The 17,804-nt window shown below is 64.1% G+C and carries 15 protein-coding genes; 4 read left to right on the top strand and 11 right to left on the bottom strand.

What is annotated here, in order from left to right:
• Nucleotides 1–346: 346 nt before the first annotated feature.
• From pyrR to J3489_RS18985, 5 genes are all read right to left on the bottom strand, one after another.
• Nucleotides 347–862, bottom strand: a complete 516-nt coding sequence (pyrR, locus tag J3489_RS18965) for a bifunctional pyr operon transcriptional regulator/uracil phosphoribosyltransferase PyrR (RefSeq protein WP_207000544.1) — start codon at nt 860–862, stop codon at nt 347–349.
• The gene (ruvX, locus tag J3489_RS18970; protein ID WP_207000546.1) at nt 849–1,289 is read right to left on the bottom strand and encodes a Holliday junction resolvase RuvX; all 441 of its coding nucleotides are present in this window, start codon (nt 1,287–1,289) and stop codon (nt 849–851) included. Before ruvX ends, pyrR begins: the two co-directional genes overlap by 14 nt.
• The gene (locus J3489_RS18975) at nt 1,286–1,864 is read right to left on the bottom strand and encodes a YqgE/AlgH family protein (protein ID WP_207000548.1); all 579 of its coding nucleotides are present in this window, start codon (nt 1,862–1,864) and stop codon (nt 1,286–1,288) included. The genes ruvX and J3489_RS18975 overlap by 4 nt, the downstream gene beginning before the upstream one ends.
• A gap of 213 nt (nt 1,865–2,077) precedes the next feature.
• Nucleotides 2,078–3,475 (bottom strand): hypothetical protein, encoded by a 1,398-nt coding sequence (locus J3489_RS18980; protein ID WP_207000579.1) that lies wholly within the window; start codon nt 3,473–3,475, stop codon nt 2,078–2,080.
• Between the two features lie 220 nt (nt 3,476–3,695).
• The gene (locus J3489_RS18985) at nt 3,696–3,866 is read right to left on the bottom strand and encodes a rubredoxin (protein WP_025527884.1); all 171 of its coding nucleotides are present in this window, start codon (nt 3,864–3,866) and stop codon (nt 3,696–3,698) included.
• Between the two features lie 239 nt (nt 3,867–4,105).
• On the opposite strand from J3489_RS18985, the gene J3489_RS18990 reads away from it, so the two are divergent.
• Complete coding sequence (locus tag J3489_RS18990; protein WP_207000550.1) at nt 4,106–4,969, top strand: hydroxymethylpyrimidine/phosphomethylpyrimidine kinase; 864 nt, start codon at nt 4,106–4,108, stop codon at nt 4,967–4,969.
• Nucleotides 4,970–5,105: 136 nt separating this feature from the next.
• Here J3489_RS18990 and groL read toward each other — a convergent pair whose 3' ends face one another.
• The 4 genes from groL to J3489_RS19010 form a co-directional block, all read right to left on the bottom strand.
• On the bottom strand, nt 5,106–6,746 hold the full coding sequence (groL, locus tag J3489_RS18995; protein WP_207000552.1) for a chaperonin GroEL: 1,641 nt from the start codon (nt 6,744–6,746) through the stop codon (nt 5,106–5,108).
• Nucleotides 6,747–6,789: 43 nt separating this feature from the next.
• Nucleotides 6,790–7,080, bottom strand: coding sequence for a co-chaperone GroES (groES, locus tag J3489_RS19000; protein WP_137333599.1), 291 nt, complete (start codon nt 7,078–7,080; stop codon nt 6,790–6,792).
• 603 nt (nt 7,081–7,683) lie between these two features.
• Nucleotides 7,684–8,247, bottom strand: a complete 564-nt coding sequence (locus J3489_RS19005; RefSeq protein WP_207000554.1) for a cytochrome b — start codon at nt 8,245–8,247, stop codon at nt 7,684–7,686.
• Between the two features lie 67 nt (nt 8,248–8,314).
• Entirely contained in the window at nt 8,315–8,974 is a 660-nt protein-coding gene (locus tag J3489_RS19010; RefSeq protein WP_374193464.1) for a TetR/AcrR family transcriptional regulator, read from the bottom strand.
• An 87-nt stretch (nt 8,975–9,061) separates the two neighbouring features.
• Between J3489_RS19010 and J3489_RS19015 the strand changes: the two genes are divergently transcribed.
• From J3489_RS19015 to J3489_RS19025, 3 genes are read left to right on the top strand one after another with little or no spacing between them, the layout of a single operon-like run.
• Nucleotides 9,062–12,211: an efflux RND transporter permease subunit gene (locus tag J3489_RS19015; RefSeq protein ID WP_207000556.1), complete on the top strand. Its 3,150-nt coding sequence runs from the start codon at nt 9,062–9,064 to the stop codon at nt 12,209–12,211.
• A gap of 18 nt (nt 12,212–12,229) precedes the next feature.
• Nucleotides 12,230–13,402, top strand: a complete 1,173-nt coding sequence (locus J3489_RS19020) for an efflux RND transporter periplasmic adaptor subunit (protein WP_207000557.1) — start codon at nt 12,230–12,232, stop codon at nt 13,400–13,402.
• On the top strand, nt 13,399–14,907 hold the full coding sequence (locus tag J3489_RS19025; protein WP_207000558.1) for an efflux transporter outer membrane subunit: 1,509 nt from the start codon (nt 13,399–13,401) through the stop codon (nt 14,905–14,907). Before J3489_RS19020 ends, J3489_RS19025 begins: the two co-directional genes overlap by 4 nt.
• On the opposite strand, the gene J3489_RS19030 is transcribed toward J3489_RS19025, so the two are convergent.
• On the bottom strand, nt 14,904–16,529 hold the full coding sequence (locus J3489_RS19030) for an L-lactate permease (protein WP_207000559.1): 1,626 nt from the start codon (nt 16,527–16,529) through the stop codon (nt 14,904–14,906). The two genes, J3489_RS19025 and J3489_RS19030, sit on opposite strands and share 4 nt — an antisense overlap.
• A 180-nt stretch (nt 16,530–16,709) precedes the next feature.
• A complete protein-coding gene (locus J3489_RS19035) occupies nt 16,710–17,636 on the bottom strand; it encodes a LysR family transcriptional regulator (RefSeq protein WP_207000560.1) in 927 nt (308 codons plus the stop codon).
• Nucleotides 17,637–17,804: the final 168 nt, after the last annotated feature.

Raw genomic sequence — 17,804 nt, forward strand, 5'->3', positions numbered from 1 at the left:
AACCGGCGATCTGCCCCGATCCGTTTCGTGCTTACCCTGTCGCATGTCTGCAACCGGGGCTTCAAGAGGTTGGGACTGAGGAAGCATCCCAACGTTGGTCTTGCACCTGCTCGCAACGTAGCGGGCTGGATACCGCTTTGCCTGGTCAACCCGAGCTCGCAAAACTGCTCTCACGAGTTCCGCCCTCAAGGGCGGGGTAGTTGACGATGTGCCTGATAATTCAAACGTTTGCTGGACGTGATTGGCAAATTGCCCGCGACCGCCGGGCAGGCCGGCGCGGGCTGTGGGCAAGCGTTGCACGGCGCCGGTTCCGCGATTTGCGTGTTCGGAGTTTAAGTTGCGGCGCTCAGAGAGCGCGTGCTTCAGTGTGAAACGTAAAGCGTCCGTCGTCCCCGCGCGCGAGCACGAGCGTCGCATCGGCGCCCACCTCGACCGCGCCGCCGACAAAGCGCGCCGCCACCGGCATTTCGCGTCCGCCGCGATCGGCGAGCACCGCGAGCTCCACGGCGGCGGGACGCCCGTAGTCGTACAGCTCGTTCAAGGCCGCGCGCACGGTGCGGCCGGTGCACAGCACGTCGTCGACGAGGACGATGCGGCGATTGTTCACGTCGAACGGCAGCGACGTCGGGCTTGCCTGGATATGCAGGCCCCTCTTCGCGTAGTCGTCGCGATGCAGCGCGATGTTGACGACGCCGAATTCGGCCGCGCCCAGATCCTTCGCGAGCCGCTCGACGAGCCACGCGCCGCCGCTGTAGATGCCGGCGAGCACCGGGCCGTCGGGCGCGCTAAACGAAGCACCGTACGCCGAGCGGATCTGCTCGAGCAACGCGCGATAAAGCGCTTGCGCATCAATGAAGCTCATGATCGTCGGAGAGTCCGTCCAGATATTGTTGAAGGATGATGCGCGCGGCTTCGGCGTCGAGCATGTCGGCGCGCGCGGCGCCTTGGCGGATATCGGCCTCGGCCTCGACCGACGAGTAGCGCTCGTCAACCCAGGTCACCGGCAGATTGAAACGGCCGTTCAACTGATTGCCGAAGCGCTTCGCGAGCTGCGTCATTGCGTGCGGCGTGCCGTCCGGGTGGCACGGCAGGCCGACCACGAGCGCGTCCGGCTTCCACTCGCCGATCAGCTTGCCGACGGCTTCGAAGCGGTATTCGCGGTTGCGGTTCTGCAGGACGACGAGTGCGCGCGCATGGCGCGTGAGGGAATTGCCGATGGCGACGCCGATGCGCTTTTCGCCGTAATCGAACGCAAGCAGCGTCGCCTCACGCCCGACCGGCTTGTTCATGCGTGCCCTGCCTCGCCGGAGAGCATCGACAGCGACACGCCGAGCAGCGCAAGCGCCGCTTCCAGCCGGTCTTCCGCGGGGACTTCGAAAACGATTTTCGGGTCGGCCTCGACGGTGAGCCAGCCGTTCTTCGAGATTTCCTCTTCGAGCTGGCCTGCACCCCAGCCGGCATGGCCGAGCGTCAGCAGAAAGCGTTCGGGACCCTTGCCGCTCGCGACGGCTTCGAGCACGTCCTTCGACGTGGTCATCTCGAGCCCGCCCGTCACCACCATCGACGACGTGTAAGAGCTGCCCTCGACGGGCTCGTGCAGCACGAAGCCGCGCTCGGTTTGCACCGGGCCGCCGAAGTAGACAGGGACATGCAGCAGAGGCTCGATCTCGAGCTTGAGATCGATGCGATTGAAGAGCGATTCCAGGTCGATGTCGGTCGGCCGGTTGATGACGAGGCCGAGCGCGCCACGCTCGCTGTGATCGCAAAGGTAGACCACAGTCCCTGAAAACGTGGGATCCACCATGTTGGGCATGGCGATCAGGAACTGGTTGGTCAAATTGATGCGATCGGTACTCTTGGACATGGTTCGAATTTTATAGCAAAGACGACGCGGGATGGCCGACAAGACCGCACGCCAGGCGGCTTTTGCCTGGTTCCGCGGCCTCGGACCATACTGCACTCTATCACGCGCTTACGCTGCGCCCACGGCCGCCTTGAAGCGGCTTGCACACACCAGGATGACGTCGTGACGAACCGCAGCAGGGAGGCGTCGGCAAGGGGTGGAACGGCGGGCACGCTATGGCGTGCCGCGGGAAGCGAAAGGGCCTTCCCGGCCGCGCTCGATGGCCTGGGTCAGCGCCGCGAGCGCCTGCTGCGAATCGGGCGGCGCGACGCCGGCAGCCACGCGCAGCAGCATCGCGCGCAGCGTCTCGGTTGCGCGTGAGACCGACGCGCTGTCGGGCGCATCGATCACCGCGCGCGAATGCGCTTCGGGCGCCGCGGCGCCCGCGTGCGCGCGGCGCCGCCAAGCGAGACCCAACGCATCGGAAAGCAGCGCCACATGGCCGAGCCCGAGCGCGCACGCGGCAGCGCCGAGCCGGTAAGCCGCGTCGCTGGCCAGGAGCGCGGCGCCGGCATCGTCCTTCGCGGCGCCGTTCGCCGCGCTCGCGTGTTTCGAAAGCGCGTCGATCGACGCCTCGGCGGTCTGCAGGAAATCCTCATACGCATTGGCGTTGACGCTCAATACGCCCAGTTCGCGCGTGAGCACCGCGCGGCCGGTGGCCTGCTGCTCGGCCTCGGCCGCGCCCGCCTCCCACAGCGCCTCGGACGCCTGCGTCCCCGCGACGTGCCAGTCGACGGTCAAGCCGTAGTCGTTGAGCAGCGTGACTTGGTCGGCATCTTCAGCGGCCGCGCCGTAGAGCGCGTAGTCGCGCCACAGGATCGCGAGCGTCGCGCGCACGAACGAACGCGGCGCCATCGCGATGCCGCGCGCCTGGTCGGCGAGCAGCAGATTGCAGCGCGCGTAGAAGCGCTTGGCGTCGGCCGCGCCCGACGCTGCCCGGCCGCTCGCGCGCAGCGCCTTCGAGCAGCCCGAGGCCAAACGCCACGCATCGTAAGGATCGGGGCCGGCAAGCTCGGCCATGCACGCGTCGATTTCCTCGAGCGCGCTATCAGCCGCGGAGTGGCCGCGCAAGACGAAAAGCAGCGCAGCTTCGTAGCTCGCCCGCAAGCGCGCGAGCCGTTGCGCGGGCACCGCCCGCAACGTGGCCGGCGGGATAGGCCGGTACGCAAGCGCGAGGTCCTCGTAAGCGACTTCGAACGCATGCGTGTGCTGCGTGAGGCGCGCGCTGAGTTCGCGATAGTGGTCGAAAAGGGTCGCGGAACAGGCGAGTTCGCGCAGATTGCGCCGCTCGATTGCCGCTTGGAAATCGTAGAGCGCGACGCCGAAGCGCCGGGCGAAATCGCCGCCGGAAAACGGCGACGCGAGCACGAGCGTGTCGGCAAAGCGCTGTGCCGCGTGCCAGCCGGCCTGGCGCAGCGCCGCCGCGGCGCGGATCAGCGGTGCAGTGATGTCGGCGTGTGCGCTGAATCCGCGCTGGGCATCGATCAGCGCCGTCTCGGCCGCACGCACCGCTGCGCCGCGCGCATTGGGCAGTGCTTCGAAACTCGCGGGGACGGTTGAACCCGGTGTCATAGCCATGCGATACGACCACTCTCGAACCGCGCCTTCGGGGCGCGGACAAGCTGGCGTCCGGTGCGGCGACGCGATTTGACGGATACGGTCCGGCGAATCGACTATCCGGCGGACCGCCTCGGTGGTGAAACAAACAGCCTTGGCGAATCAACAAAAAGGGCCAGCGCACGACAGGAGCTCGCGTACCGTGCCCACCCCGAGCCGCCCCTCGCCGAACCCGTCAGATCTGGACCATCTCGAAGTCTTCCTTGCGCGCGCCGCACTCCGGACACGTCCAGTTGATCGGAACGTCTTCCCAGCGCGTGCCCGGGGCAATGCCTTCTTCGGGCAAGCCGGCTTCTTCGTCGTAAATCCAGCCGCAAATCAGGCACATCCAGCTTCTATATTCCATTCTTATGCCGCGTCGAAAAATGCGTTGATCAAAGAGCCATGATGGTACCGTTTTGCCGCCCGACTCGCCAGCGATCCGCCCCCGGCGGGTGCGCCGATTGCGGCTCGGGCGACCAGGATCAAATAAGGAAAAAACGGCGCAGCGCGCAAATAAAGCCGCATAATTGAGCCACCTGCACGCTATGTGCCCGCTTAACACCGCGGGTGCGTGGCGAGATCTCCCCTTCTTCCACACTGTTCATGTCCAGCGAGACCCTTCCGATCGTCCTTACCTTCGGCCTGTCCGACCCGACAGGCGGCTCCGGCCTGCAAGCCGACTTGCTGACGCTGGCGAGCATGGGTTGCCACGGCGTCACCGTGCTCACCGGCTACACGGTGCGCGACTCGGCGAGCTGCGACGAAGTCACGGGCCTCGATCCCGATACGGTCGCGACGCAAGCGCGGATGCTGCTGGAGGACATGCCGATCGCCGCATTCAAGATCGGCGCCGCCACGCGCGCTGAAGTAGTGAGCGCGATCGCCGAAGTCGTCGCCGATTACGACGACATCCCGCTGATCCTCGCCCCCGATTTCACGCTCGACGACGAGCACGTGCTCGCCGCCGACGAGTTGCGCGAATCGATCGCCGATCTGCTCGCGCCGCAAACGACGCTGCTCGTCGCCGATCACGCCACGCTGCTTGCGCTCGCGCAGCCGGACGGCGATGCCGATACGCCGACGCTCGACGCGGCGATCTCGCATTTGTTGTCACAAGGCGCGGAATACATCTTGTCGACCGAAACCGGCACGCACCGGCTCGTCAACACGCTCTTCTCCGAAGAGGGCCAACTGCGGCAGGACATGTGGGATCGCCCCGCTCATCGCATCATGGGCATCACCGACACGCTCGGCGCGGCGATCGCGGCGCTGCTCGCGAACGGCCAAGAGCCGGCGGAAGCGGCGCGTGAAGCACAGGAGTATCTGTATCAAGCGGCGCGCAACGCGTTCCGTCCCGGCATGGGCGCGTATTTGCCCGACCGTTTCTTCTGGGCGCGCAACAACGAAGAGGACGATGCGCCGCCGGAAAGCGCACCCGATGCGCCTCCGGGCGAAGCGCGGCACTGATCGCACTGAACATGCAGGCAGCGTTGCATGGGACATAAAAAAACCCGCATTGCTGCGGGTTTTTCTTTGAGGGCACGCGCCTCGCGGCGCGTCCCTCCATGTCTCTCCAGCAACGCCGCGAACGGCCCCGCCGAATTTACATGTCCATGCCCATGCCGCCCATGCCGCCGGGCATGCCGCCAGGCATCGGAGAATCTTCCTTCGGCAGTTCGGCAACGGCTGCGTCGGTCGTCAACAAGAGGCCAGCGACCGAAGCTGCGTTTTGCAGCGCCGTGCGCGTCACCTTCGTCGGGTCGACGACACCGGCTTCAACCAGGTCGCCGTACTCGCCGGTCGCCGCGTTGTAGCCGAAGTTGCCCTTGCCAGCCGCAACCGCTGCCACCACGACGCTCGCTTCTTCGCCGCCGTTGGTCACGATCTGACGCAGCGGCTCTTCCATCGCGCGCAGCACGATCTTGATGCCGGCGTCTTGGTCGGGGTTCGCGCCCTTCAGGCCGGCGATTGCCGAGCGAGCGCGGATCAGCGCAACGCCGCCGCCTGCCACGATGCCTTCTTCAACGGCTGCGCGCGTTGCGTGCAGGGCGTCTTCGACACGTGCCTTCTTTTCCTTCATTTCGACTTCGGTCGCAGCGCCGACCTTGATCACTGCCACGCCGCCGGCCAGCTTCGCCACGCGCTCTTGCAGCTTTTCACGGTCGTAGTCCGACGTGGCTTCTTCGATTTGCGTGCGCACTTGCTTCACACGCGCTTCGATGTTCTTCGCTTCGCCGGCGCCGTCGATGATCGTCGTGTTTTCCTTGCCCACTTCGATGCGCTTCGCCTGGCCCAGCTCAGCCAGCGATGCCTTCTCGAGCGTGAGGCCGGTTTCTTCGGCGATCACTTGGCCGCCCGTCAGGATCGCGATGTCTTCGAGCATCGCCTTGCGACGATCGCCGAAGCCCGGGGCCTTGACCGCAACGGTCTTCAGGATGCCGCGGATGTTGTTGACCACGAGCGTAGCCAGCGCTTCGCCTTCGACGTCTTCTGCGATGATCAGCAGCGGACGGCCGGCCTTCGCGACTTGCTCGAGCACCGGCAGCAGGTCACGGATGTTCGAAACCTTCTTGTCGTGCAGCAGCACGAACGGGTTTTCGAGGACGGCGACTTGCTTTTCCGGGTTGTTGATGAAGTACGGCGACAGGTAGCCGCGGTCGAATTGCATGCCTTCGACGACGTCCAGCTCGTCCGACAGCGACTTGCCGTCTTCGACGGTGATCACGCCTTCCTTGCCGACCTTGTCCATGGCTTCAGCGATGCGATCGCCGATCGACGTATCGCTGTTCGCCGAGATCGCGCCGACTTGCGCGATTTCCTTGTTGGTCGTGCAGGGCTTGCTGATCTTGCGCAGCTCGTCGATGGCTGCAGTGACGGCCTTGTCGATGCCGCGCTTCAGGTCCATCGGGTTCATGCCCGATGCGACGTACTTCATGCCTTCGCGAACGATCGATTGTGCGAGGACCGTAGCGGTCGTCGTACCGTCGCCGGCATTGTCGCTGGTCTTGGAAGCGACTTCCTTGACCATTTGCGCGCCCATGTTCTGGAGCTTGTCCTTCAGCTCGATTTCCTTCGCGACCGACACACCGTCCTTGGTGACCGTCGGGCCGCCGAAGCTGCGCTCGAGCACTACGTTGCGGCCCTTCGGACCCAGCGTGACCTTCACAGCGTTGGCGAGGATGTTCACACCCTCGACCATCTTGGCACGAGCGGAATCGCCGAATACGACGTCTTTAGCTGCCATCTTCTAACTCCTTGAAATCTTTGAGAATACGAACCGGGGCAAGTTACTTCTGGACGACTGCCATGATGTCTTCTTCGCGCATCACGAGCAGCTCGTTGCCGTCGACCTTGACGGTCTGGCCGGCGTACTTGCCGAACAGGACGCGATCGCCAACCTTCACGTCGAGGGCGATTTGCGCGCCCTTGTCATCGCGCTTGCCCGGGCCGACGGCGAGCACCTCGCCTTGATCCGGCTTTTCTGCGGCGGCGTCAGGGATCACGATGCCCGATGCGGTCTTGGTTTCTTGATCCAAACGCTTCACGATGACGCGATCGTGCAAAGGACGAAGGTTCATACACACTCCTCTCTTGATTGAGACTGAAGAACGCTGAGTAAAACCGCCCGGTATGGCCAGGCGGAAATCTTGTTAGCACTCACGTGCAGCGAGTGCTAATTATATGGACCGGTTCTGACAAATTCAAGGCGGGAACAAAGCTGCTGTCGGGATTCATTCAACTTTGAACTTCGATCACTTAAGTTTGAATTCTCCGCCCCTGACGGCAGCCTATTGCTCCGCAAATTCCGCCTAATAAACAATGAGTTACAACTGATGCGCGTCGACGTTTGGGTCCTTCGACAATAGCGCGAACATGGCGAGCTCAGGGCGCCTTCAGTCCGCCGCGAAGCCCCGAACCGAACCTAGGGAAATCCCGCAGATCGTGCGCAAATATTTAGGGGAAGATCCAGAAGGAGACAGCCAGGGCAGCATGACAACTGAATTCAGCGCCGAGACTGCCTTCGCCAGCGGCGCAAACGGACTGCCTCCCGTCCCTGTCTCTCGACGCTTTCGAGTGTGGGACCAGGGCGCGCTCCAACCGGCAGCCTTATGTCATCCTGCCCATGCCGACGCGCAGACGCTGACGAACCTCGGATTCGACCCGATGCCGTCATGTATTCCTTAATCACCGTTCGATCGCCGCAGGGGAAGCCAGCGCGGGAGCATCGAGACGAGAACGCCGTCCTTGAGGACGAAGTGATGGTAGAGCCCGGCGAGCGCATGAAACCCCGCGAGCCATAGGATCGCATCGCCTAGCCAGGTGTGAATCGTTGCGACGGTCGCGCCAGCCTTGTGTGAAACCCCGAGGAATGGCGGAATCTCCAGTCCCGCGAGGAGCGTCAGGGGATGCCCTTCGAGCCACGCGCCGACGATAGCGGTGAGCGGGAGCGCAAAGAGAAACAGATACAGCGTCCATTGCACGGCCTTCGCCGCGACGCGCATCCAAAGCGAAACCTGAGGAGGATCCGGTTGCGTGTCGACTATCCTCCACAGCACGCGCATTACGACAAGCGCGAGCACGCACAATCCCAACGTCTCGTGGAGCTGCCGGTCGAAGTCGCGGGCGTGTGCGTATACGCGCTGCTCGGACCCTCCGGGGCCAAATGTGAAGGCGACCAGAACAAAGACCGCCGTCGCCCAGTGGAAGAATTGGGCCACGGCTCCGTAGCGCCCGCGGTGCATCATTCAGTCTCCCCTTCAAAAACCAAGTATGCGATAGAGGCGGCCTTGCATAAGTCCAGAACGTGCCCGGTCAATGCACTTTGCATCCGGCGAGGAAGATGCGGACAGCTTGATGCGCAACTCTGTTGCGTTCCGACGGGCTGGGGCGCCTTTTGCCGGCGCCAAGCAGCATCCGCGCGCGGACCCCGCCGAGTACCAGATGCAGAAACTGTTCGGCGGCAAGCGCAACGTCATCGAGCTGCAGCACGCCGTCGGCGGTCGCCGAACGAAGATAGTCCGAAAGCGGCTCCATGCCGCGAAGTCCACCCTGCTTGTCGTAATAGCCGTTGATGAGTTCGGGAAAACGATAGGCCTCGATCAGAAGCAGGCGATACAGTTCGATCATGTCGGGCCGCGTGCCCACGTCCAGCAGGTGGAGGGCGACCTTCTCGAGCACCTGCTCCGGTCGGCGCGAATCGAGCACGATGTCGCCGAGCTGCGCAATCCATGAGCGACGCAGCGTTTCGACGATCGCGCCGAACAAGCCCGCCTTGCTGCCGAATCGATCGTACAACGTCTTTTTTGCAATCCCCGCTTCTCGCGCGATGCCTTCAAGGCTAGTCCCGCGATATCCAGCGATCAGAAAATGGCGCTGTGCAACATCGAGGAGGCGCTGCAGACGCTCTTCGGATTCCTGAAGGGTAGGTCGCCCGCCCGATCGGGTTCGTTGAGTCAGCGTTTTGCGCGTCACGATCCAGGCCTATTGACATTGTCTACCGACAGCGGAAACTAAACCGGTGCGTTTCCGTCAAGCTAGCTGGGAGTCGGGGCGAGGTCAATGATCGATTTCTTTATCGAGCGTCCGATCTTCGCATCGTCGATCGCCATCATCATGGTGCTCGCGGGACTCATCGCCTGGTTCAACCTGCCGGTGGAGCGGTTTCCGCAGATTACGCCTCCCCAGGTCCTGGTCAAGTCGACGTACACGGGCGCGAGCGCGCAGGTGGTGGCGGACACCGTCACCACGCCGCTCGAGGAGCAGATCAACGGCGTCCCGGGCATGAGTTATCTGTCGTCGGTGAGCGCCAACGACGGCACCTCGACGATCACCGTCACGTTCAACGTCGGCTATAACATCGACATCGGCGCGGTCGACGTGCAGAACCGCGTCTCGCAGGCGACGGCGCAGCTTCCCAGCATCGTCAATCAGGCCGGCATCACCATCCAGAAGCAGAACCCGAACTTCGTTCTGGCGGTGAATCTCTATTCGCCCGATGGTTCGATCGATCCGGTCACCCTCAGCAACTACGCGTATCTCCAGCTTGTCGACCCGCTCAAGCGCCTGCCCGGGGTGAGCGATGTCACGATCTTCGGCGAACGCCGCTACTCGATGCGCGTCTGGCTCGATCCCGACAAGCTCGCCGCGCTCGGCATGACGGCCACCGATGTCCGGGACGCGATCGCCGAGCAGAACGTGCAGGTCGCCGCGGGCAAGTTCGGCGAGGCACCGGCGCCATCGGGTACGACGTTTCAATACCAGATCAACACCCAGGGCCAACTGGCGGACGCGCAGCAATTCGGCAACATTGTGCTGCGCTCCGGCACCACGAGCGACGCGGCGGTGTATCTGCGCGATGTGGCGCGCACCGATCTGGGCGCGCTGCAGTACACCTCGAGCGCGTCGGTGAACGAACACCCGGCGGCGCTGCTCGCCGTCTTCCAGTTGCCGAGCGCGAACGCGCTCGACCTCGACAAGCGCGTCAAGGCGACGATGCAGACGCTTGCGAAACGCTTCCCGAAAGGGATGGCGTGGGGCATCACCTACGACACCACCATGTTCGTGTCCGCCTCGATGATCGAGGTGATGAAGACGCTGAGCTTCGCGATGCTGCTGGTCCTCGGTGTCGTGTTCCTCTTCCTGCAGAGCTGGCGGACCACGATCATTCCGATGATTGCGATTCCGGTGGCGCTCGTCGGCACCCTCGCGATCATGCTGGTTCTCGATTTTTCGCTGAACACGGTCAGCCTGCTCGGCATGGTCCTCGCGATCGGCCTGGTCGTCGACGATGCGATCGTCGTGGTCGAGAATGTCGAGCGCCAGCTCGACAGCGGGCTTGCCCCCATGGCGGCGGCGAAAGCGGCGATGCGCGAAGTGACGGGACCGATCGTCGCCACCTCGGCGGTGCTCGGCGCCGTGTTCGTACCGATCGCCTTTCTGCCGGGCGTCACGGGCCGTCTCTACAATCAGTTTGCGCTGACCATCGCGATTTCCGTGGCGCTCTCGGCCTTTAATTCCCTGACGCTCAGTCCGGCGCTCTGCGCGCTGCTGTTGCGGCGGGACGAACCGCCGCGGTTCGTCGTGTTCCGGAAGTTCAACGCGGGCTTCGACTGGGCGCGCAGCCAATACGTGGCTTCGCTGCGCGGCTTGATCCGCCTGCGATGGTTCGCGCTGGCGCTCTTCGCGGGCGGGCTCGGCATCACGTGGCTGCTCCATTCGACGATCCCTTCCGCCTTTCTGCCGGTCGAAGATCCGGGCTATTTCTACGTGATCACGCAACTCCCGAACGGCGCCTCGCTGCAACGCACCGAGGCGGTGGTGGAGAAGACGCGCGGGATCCTCAGGGCGACGCCCGGCGTGGCGAACGTGCTGTCCATCAGCGGTCTGAATTTCATCACCCGCAGCACGACTTCGAACAGCGCCGCCCAATTCGTGATCCTGAAGCCATGGGACGAGCGGGGCGCGACGCAGAGCGTCGCCGAGCTCATTGCCACGGTGCAGCCTAAGCTCGCCCGGATTCCGGAGGCCGTGGTGCTTGCGCTGATTCCGCCGACCATCGCCGGGCTCGGCACGTTCGGCGGCTTCGATTTCGAAATCGAAGACCTTGGCGGCCGGGGCAGCGCCGCGCTCGACCAGGCGACCCAGGCTTTTCTCGCCGCCGCGCGGCAACAGCCCGAGCTCGAGCGGCGAACCCTCCTCACCAGCTACAACACCTCGACGCCGCAATTCGATTTCAATCTCGACCGCGTGAAGGCAAAGCTGCTCGGGCTCAATCTGGGCGACGTCTTCAATACGATGCAGATCTATCTCGGCTCGCTTTACGTCAACAATGTGACGTTGTTCGGCCGTACGTTCGAGGTGCTGCTGGAGGCCGACGACAACGCACGTGGGAACAGGAGCGACTTGTCGCGGCTCTACGTGCGCAACGCCGCCGGAAACATGGTGCCGCTGAGCACGCTCGGCGGGCTCCAGCCAACCGTGGGACCGGACACGGTGCCTCGCTACAACCTCTATGGCGCCGCAGAGATCACCGGCAGTGCGGCGCCGGGCTACAGTTCGGGTCAGGCGATCGCGGCAATGGAGCGCGCGGCGCGCGTCCTGCCGGCGGATTTCGGCTATGACTGGACGGGCATCACCTATCAGGAGTTGCAGGCCGGCTCGGTCGCGGGCGTGGTCTTCGCGCTCGCACTCGCCTTCGTGTTTCTGTTCCTCGCGGCACAGTACGAGAGCTGGACGTTGCCGTTCACGATCATCCTCACGGTGCCGCTCGCGCTGTTCGGCGCGCTGGGGCTGCTCTGGTTGCGCCGCATGCAGGTCGACATCTATGCGCAGATCGGCTTCGTCCTGCTGATCGGGCTGGCGGCGAAGAACGCGATCCTGATCGTCGAGTTCGCCAAGCGGCGTCGCGAAGCCGGCCTTGAGATCGTCGACGCGGTGACCGAGGCGGCCCGCCTGCGTCTGCGCCCGATCCTCATGACCGCGTTCGCTTTCATCTTTGGCGCCGTGCCCTTGATGGTCGCCTCCGGCGCCGGCGCCGCGAGCCGTCAGTCGATCGGCACCACCGTGGTGGGCGGCATGCTTGCGGCCACCTTGCTCAGCCTGGGGTTCGTGCCGATCTTTTATACGGTGATCGAGCGCTGGCGTGAAGCCGTGCTGAAGCGTATCGGTCCCGCGCCCGGGGACCGCAGCCGGGCGACGTCCGGAGATTGAACGGGGAGCAACGGTGCGATGAGAATCGGCAAAATCCGCGTTGTGGCTGCAGGCCTCGCGATCGCCGTGCTCGTCGGTGTGCTGTCGTTCACGGGTGGGCGGCCGCGTCAGGCTGCCGGCAGCCCCCCCGCCCCTGACCCAGTCGCCGCAGTCGAGGTGCCGGTGACCCAGGTGGTCGAGCATAGCGTGCCGGTTTTCCTTGAATATGTCGGCACCACAGACGCCGTTCGCAGCGTCACGCTTCAGGCGCAGGTGACCGGCTACCTGGTGAAACATGCCGCGCCCGACGGCTCCGACGTGAGCAGGGGCGAGCTCCTGTATCAGATCGATCCGCGCAGTTACCAGGCGGTGCTCGATCAGGCGAAGGCTCAGGCTGCAAAGGATGCGGCGGCGCTCGAATATGCGACGGCGAGCCATCATCGCAACGCGGTGATGAGCGAAACGGGCGACGTGTCGATCGACACACTGCAGCAATCGGCGAGCACCGAGCATCAGGACAGGGCCGCGCTCGCGGCGGACCATGCGCTCATCGAGACGGCGCAACTCAATCTCGACTATACGGACATCCGCGCGCCGTTTGCCGGGCGTCTCAGCCTGAGCCTCGTGCATGAAGGCGCGCTCATCAGCAATGCCGGGACGCAACTCAACACCCTCGTGCAGCTCGACCCTATCTATGCAACCTTCAATCCGCCGGACACCGATCTCGCCGGCATCCAGCAGGTTCAGGCGAGGGGGGCCATCCCGGCCGAGGTGATCGTCGGTCAGGAGGCGACGCCGCAATACCGCGGCAGGCTCACGTTTCTCGACAACAGCGTCGGCCGCAGCACCGGCACCATTACCGCGCGCGCGACGATCGAGAACCCGAATCACACGTTGCTGCCTGGGCAATTCATCCGCGTGCGCCTGCACGTTGCGGACGCGCCCAATACGCTGCTGGTGCCACAAGTCGCCGTCGGCTCGAACCAGCTCGGCAAATACGTCTACGTCGTCGGCTCGGACGCCCGGGTCGAGCAGCGCTACGTGACCCTCGGCCCGGACTACGGTCCGCTCGTCGCGGTCAGGAAGGGCGTCGCCCGGGGCGAATCGGTCGTCGTCGGCAATCTCCTCAAGATCAGCGCCGGTGTGGCGGTGAAGCCGGTTTCGGCGAAACCATCGCAACCGGCCGCGACCACGGGGAGCACGCAGCGATGACCTCGAGCACCGGCCCTGCGCGTGGGTCCCGTACCGCGCGTTGCCGCTGCACTGCCGGTGCAGCCCTTTCGGCGGCGGTCCTGCTCGCCGGCTGCGAAGTTGGACCTGACTTCGCGCCACCCGCTCCGCCACAAGTCACAGGCTATACGCGGGAGCCGCTGCCCGGCCGGACCGTTGCGTCGGACGGCCATGGCGGCGAGGCGCAGCGCTTCGTGCAGGCCCTCGACATTCCGGGGCAATGGTGGACGCTGTTCCACTCGCCCGAGCTCAACGCACTCGTAGAACGTGCGCTCGAGTCCAACCCGAGCCTGCAGGCGGCGCAGGCGACCCTTCGCGAGGCCAACGAGGCAGTCCAAGCCGGCGAAGGCGCGCTTTTCCCGACGGTGAGCGCCGGCATCTCGACTGCCCGCGAGAAGATCTCGGGCTCGCAGTTCGGTGTCGCGACCGCGCTGCCGGTCTTCAGACTCAACAACGCCACCGTGAGTGTCACCTATCTTCTCGATGTCTGGGGCGGCGCGCGCCGACAGATCGAATCGCTCGCCGCACAAGCCGAGTACGAGCGCTTCGAACTTGAGGCGAGCTATCTGGCCCTGACTTCGAATGTCGCGACGGCAGCGGTCGAGGAGGCCTCGTTGCGGGCGCAGATCGCGGCAACTCAGGAGATCATCGACATCGAGACGCAGCAACTCGCGGGGTTGAAACGGCAGTTTGCGATCGGCGCCGCGGCCAACACGGCGGTGCTGGCGCAAGCCGCTACGCTCGCGCAGGCACGTGCGCAGTTGCCGCCGCTGCAAAAGCAGCTTGCGCAGACCCGCGATCAACTCACGGCGTATCTCGGCCGCTTTCCGAGCGACGAACTCGCCGAGGCTTTTGATCTCGCATCGCTGCAGTTGCCTGAGACGCTGCCGGTCAGCCTGCCCTCGCAACTCGTCGAACAGCGTCCGGACATCCTCGCAGCGCAAGCGCAACTGCATGCCGCCAGCGCCGAGGTCGGCGTCGCGACCGCCAACATGCTGCCGCAGCTCACGCTCAGCGCCTCCTACGGCAGCGAGGCCACCGCTACGCTGTTCACACCGGGAAGCGCGATCTGGAACCTGGGAGCGGGACTCACGCAGCCTCTCTTCGAAGGCGGGACGCTGCTGCACCGGCGCCGCGCCGCGCTTGACGCTTTCGATGCCGCGGCGGCGCAGTACCGCTACACGGTCATCACGGCGTTCCAGAACGTGGCTGATGCGTTGCGAGCGCTGCAATCGGATGCGGATGCGGTCGCGGCCGCGGCCGCGGCCGAACGCGCCGCGGCGGACAGCCTCGCTGCGTCCCAGCGCGAGTTCCGCGCTGGCGCAATCAGCTATCTTGCGCTGCTCGACGCTCAACGGACGTACCAGCAGGCCCGTATCAGCCTCGTACAGGCGCAGGCCATCCGGTATTCCGATACCGTCGCGCTCTTTCAGGCCGTCGGCGGCGGATGGTGGAATCGGAACGATGTGGTGAACGACCGCGGCTAGCGGCCCGCTGCCAGCGTCATCACTCCCGGTGCCAGCAGGTAAAAGCCCACGCCGATGAGGATCAGGTAACCGAGCAGGATGAATGTCCACCCCATGTTGTGCCGGATGACCTCACCTTCATTGCGCACAAACCGGCTTGTTGCGACGCCCACACTCGTCGTTTGCGGCGCGACCGGCTTCCCTACCTCGGCGCCCACCGAGTTGAGCGACGGCAGGAGCAGGATTGGGAAGCCGAGCAACCGCCCGACTGTCACCTGGAAGAAACCGAACATCGCATTGGTCGACGTATTGCTGCCTGAAAGCGCCACGCCGATCCAGCCAAGGATCGGGGCGACGATGATGTACGCGACTCCGATCTTCGAAAATCCCTCGGCAAGCGAGGCTGCCATGCCCGAGAAATTGAAGATATACGCGAGGCCGAATATGAAGACGCCGACAAGGAAGGCGCCCCACATCTGATGCCAGGTGCGGCTGAACGCCTGCGCATACTGTGCGGGCTTCATGCCGATCAGGAGCACCGTGATCAGCCAAGCGACGAAGATTGCCGTGCCGCCGATAAATGGCGCGAAGGAAAATACCGCGCCCACCGCGGCGCCCCCGTGAATCGACGACGCTGCCGACACAGAGAGCTTGAGCCAGACGATCTTCGGCAGTGGCGACCATGGGCCCGTCCACAGCACCACCACAACGATCAGCACGATAAATGGCAGCCATGCTCGCAAAACTTGCGCGCTGGTCATGCCGTGCGGCGCGTTGGCCGCGTTCGCACGATCCGTATCGATCGGCGTTCCGCCGTAGCCAAGCGTGCGTTTCGGGCGCCAGAACCTGAGCAGCACGAACAGCGCGGCAAAGCAGACGATCGAGCCGGTCACGTCCGGCAAATAGGGGCCCAGGAACACCGCGACCGGATATTGCCCGGCGATATAAGCGAGCGAGCCGACCACCGCCAGCGGCCAGCCGTCCCTCAAGCCGGTTCGTCCGGACACGAGATAGATCAATACCCATGGCGGCAGTAATGCAAGTACCGCCACGATATGCGCGACCGAAGCTGACAGCGCCAGTACCGGCAGGCCGGTCACGGCCCCCAGCGCGAGGATCGGTACGCCGAGCGCGCCGTAGGAAACGGGGGCGTTGTTGGCGAGCGCCGCAACGCGGATTGCATCGAGATCCGGAATGCCGAGCCCGATTAGTATTGGCGCCACAAACGCCCAGGGGTAGCCGAATCCGACCAACCCCTCGAGCAATGCGCCGAAAGCCCACGCAAACAGGATCGTCTGAACTCTCACGTCAGCGGTGCCCTGGGCGGTCAGCCAGCGGCGGAAGTCATCGAATACGCCGGTGAGCGTCAGCGAATTGAAGAGCATCACGCCCCAGAAAGTAATCCAGTCGACCGCCCAGATCCCCGTCAGCGAACCATAGACATAAGCCCGTATCCCCGTTGCCAGCGGCATGCCCCAGACCACCGCAGCCAGGATAAAGGTGACGATCGCGCCGATCAGCACGGAAAGCCAGGCGGAGAGCCTGAAGACGGCGAGCAGGACGAGGAGAATGACTACGGGCACCAGAGCCAGCAACCAGGACAGGAACAGGTTGCCGGTCGGATTGAGGATTTGTTGAAACATGGATCTGACTCCCTCTGATTATTGGCGACGCCAGGAGACAAAAGATCACAATGTGATGTACTTCGAAGTGTAGGCAAAATTCGCTGAAATGGCCCGGCTTTTGCAGGACGGGCCCATCCGGTCTTGTAGCGAATCCACGTCGAGTCCCAAATCCAGGCATGACGGACAGTAGACCTGCTGTCATCTCAACGCTGCCTGGTCGGCAGCTAGCGCCTGGGGCACCACTTCCCGCAAGAACTCGACGAATGTCACGATCTTGGCACTGAGGTATTGCCGCGAGGGATACAGTACATAGGCCGTCAGTTTTTGCAGTTGATGGTCCGGTAATACACGCACCAACGAGCCGCTCTTCAAGGCGGGTACGGCTGACGGCATAGGCAGGGCGCCGATCCCTTCGCCCTCCTGCAGCGCCGCGCTGAGTGCGTCCGGAAGATTCACCTGAAAGGCCGTCGGCGGAAGCTCGAATGTTTCCCAGCCGAGGGGTCCATCCAAATCCCAGCGATCGTGCGGAAAGAGCGAGGTGACGTACTGTAGGCACGAGTGGCAGGCAAGTCCCGCGACGCGGTCTGGCGTTCCGCGTTCGTGCAGATAGTCCGGCGAGGCGCACAGCACGCTGTGCACCGTCCCAAGCCGAAGGGATATGAATCCCGAGTCTGGTAACTGAGTCGTGCTCATTTGGATGGAGACGTCATAACCCTCGTCGATGATATCGGGCACATGCTGAGACAATGTCAGATCGACCGACACTGCGGGATAACGTTGCTGATAACGCATGATGGCCGGCACCAGGTACGTCTGACCAAAGCCCTGCATCGCATGCACTCGCAAACGACCGGACGGACGAGCCAGTGCGTCTGCTGCTTCAGCCTCCGCCTGATCGATACAGGCGAGAATTTGTTGGCAACGCTGCAAATAGCGTTGCCCTGCCTCTGTCAGCGCGATGCTTCGGGTGGTGCGGTTGAGGAGTCGGGTACGTAGGTGGGCTTCCAGGTAGGTAATTGCGCGTGATGCACGGGCGGTTGTGATGTCCACGCGTTGCGCAGCGCTGGTAAAGCTACCCTCTTCGACAATTCGGACGAATATCCGCATCGTTTGCAGCGTGTCCAACGTCAGATCCTCCAATTCAAATTCCAAGCGACCCGCAGTAACGCCGGTTCTCAGCGTGTCACCGGGCCGGCTGCGCAGCGTTCGCCTCTGCGGCCGTCTCGTTCTGATCGATGATCTTCGCGATCTCCGCATCGGCCTCGTCGCCGTACCGCGCGAACACGTCGGTGC

Origin of the sequence: Trinickia mobilis (assembly GCF_017315705.1) — a bacterium.
Lineage (GTDB): Bacteria > Pseudomonadota > Gammaproteobacteria > Burkholderiales > Burkholderiaceae > Trinickia_A > Trinickia_A mobilis.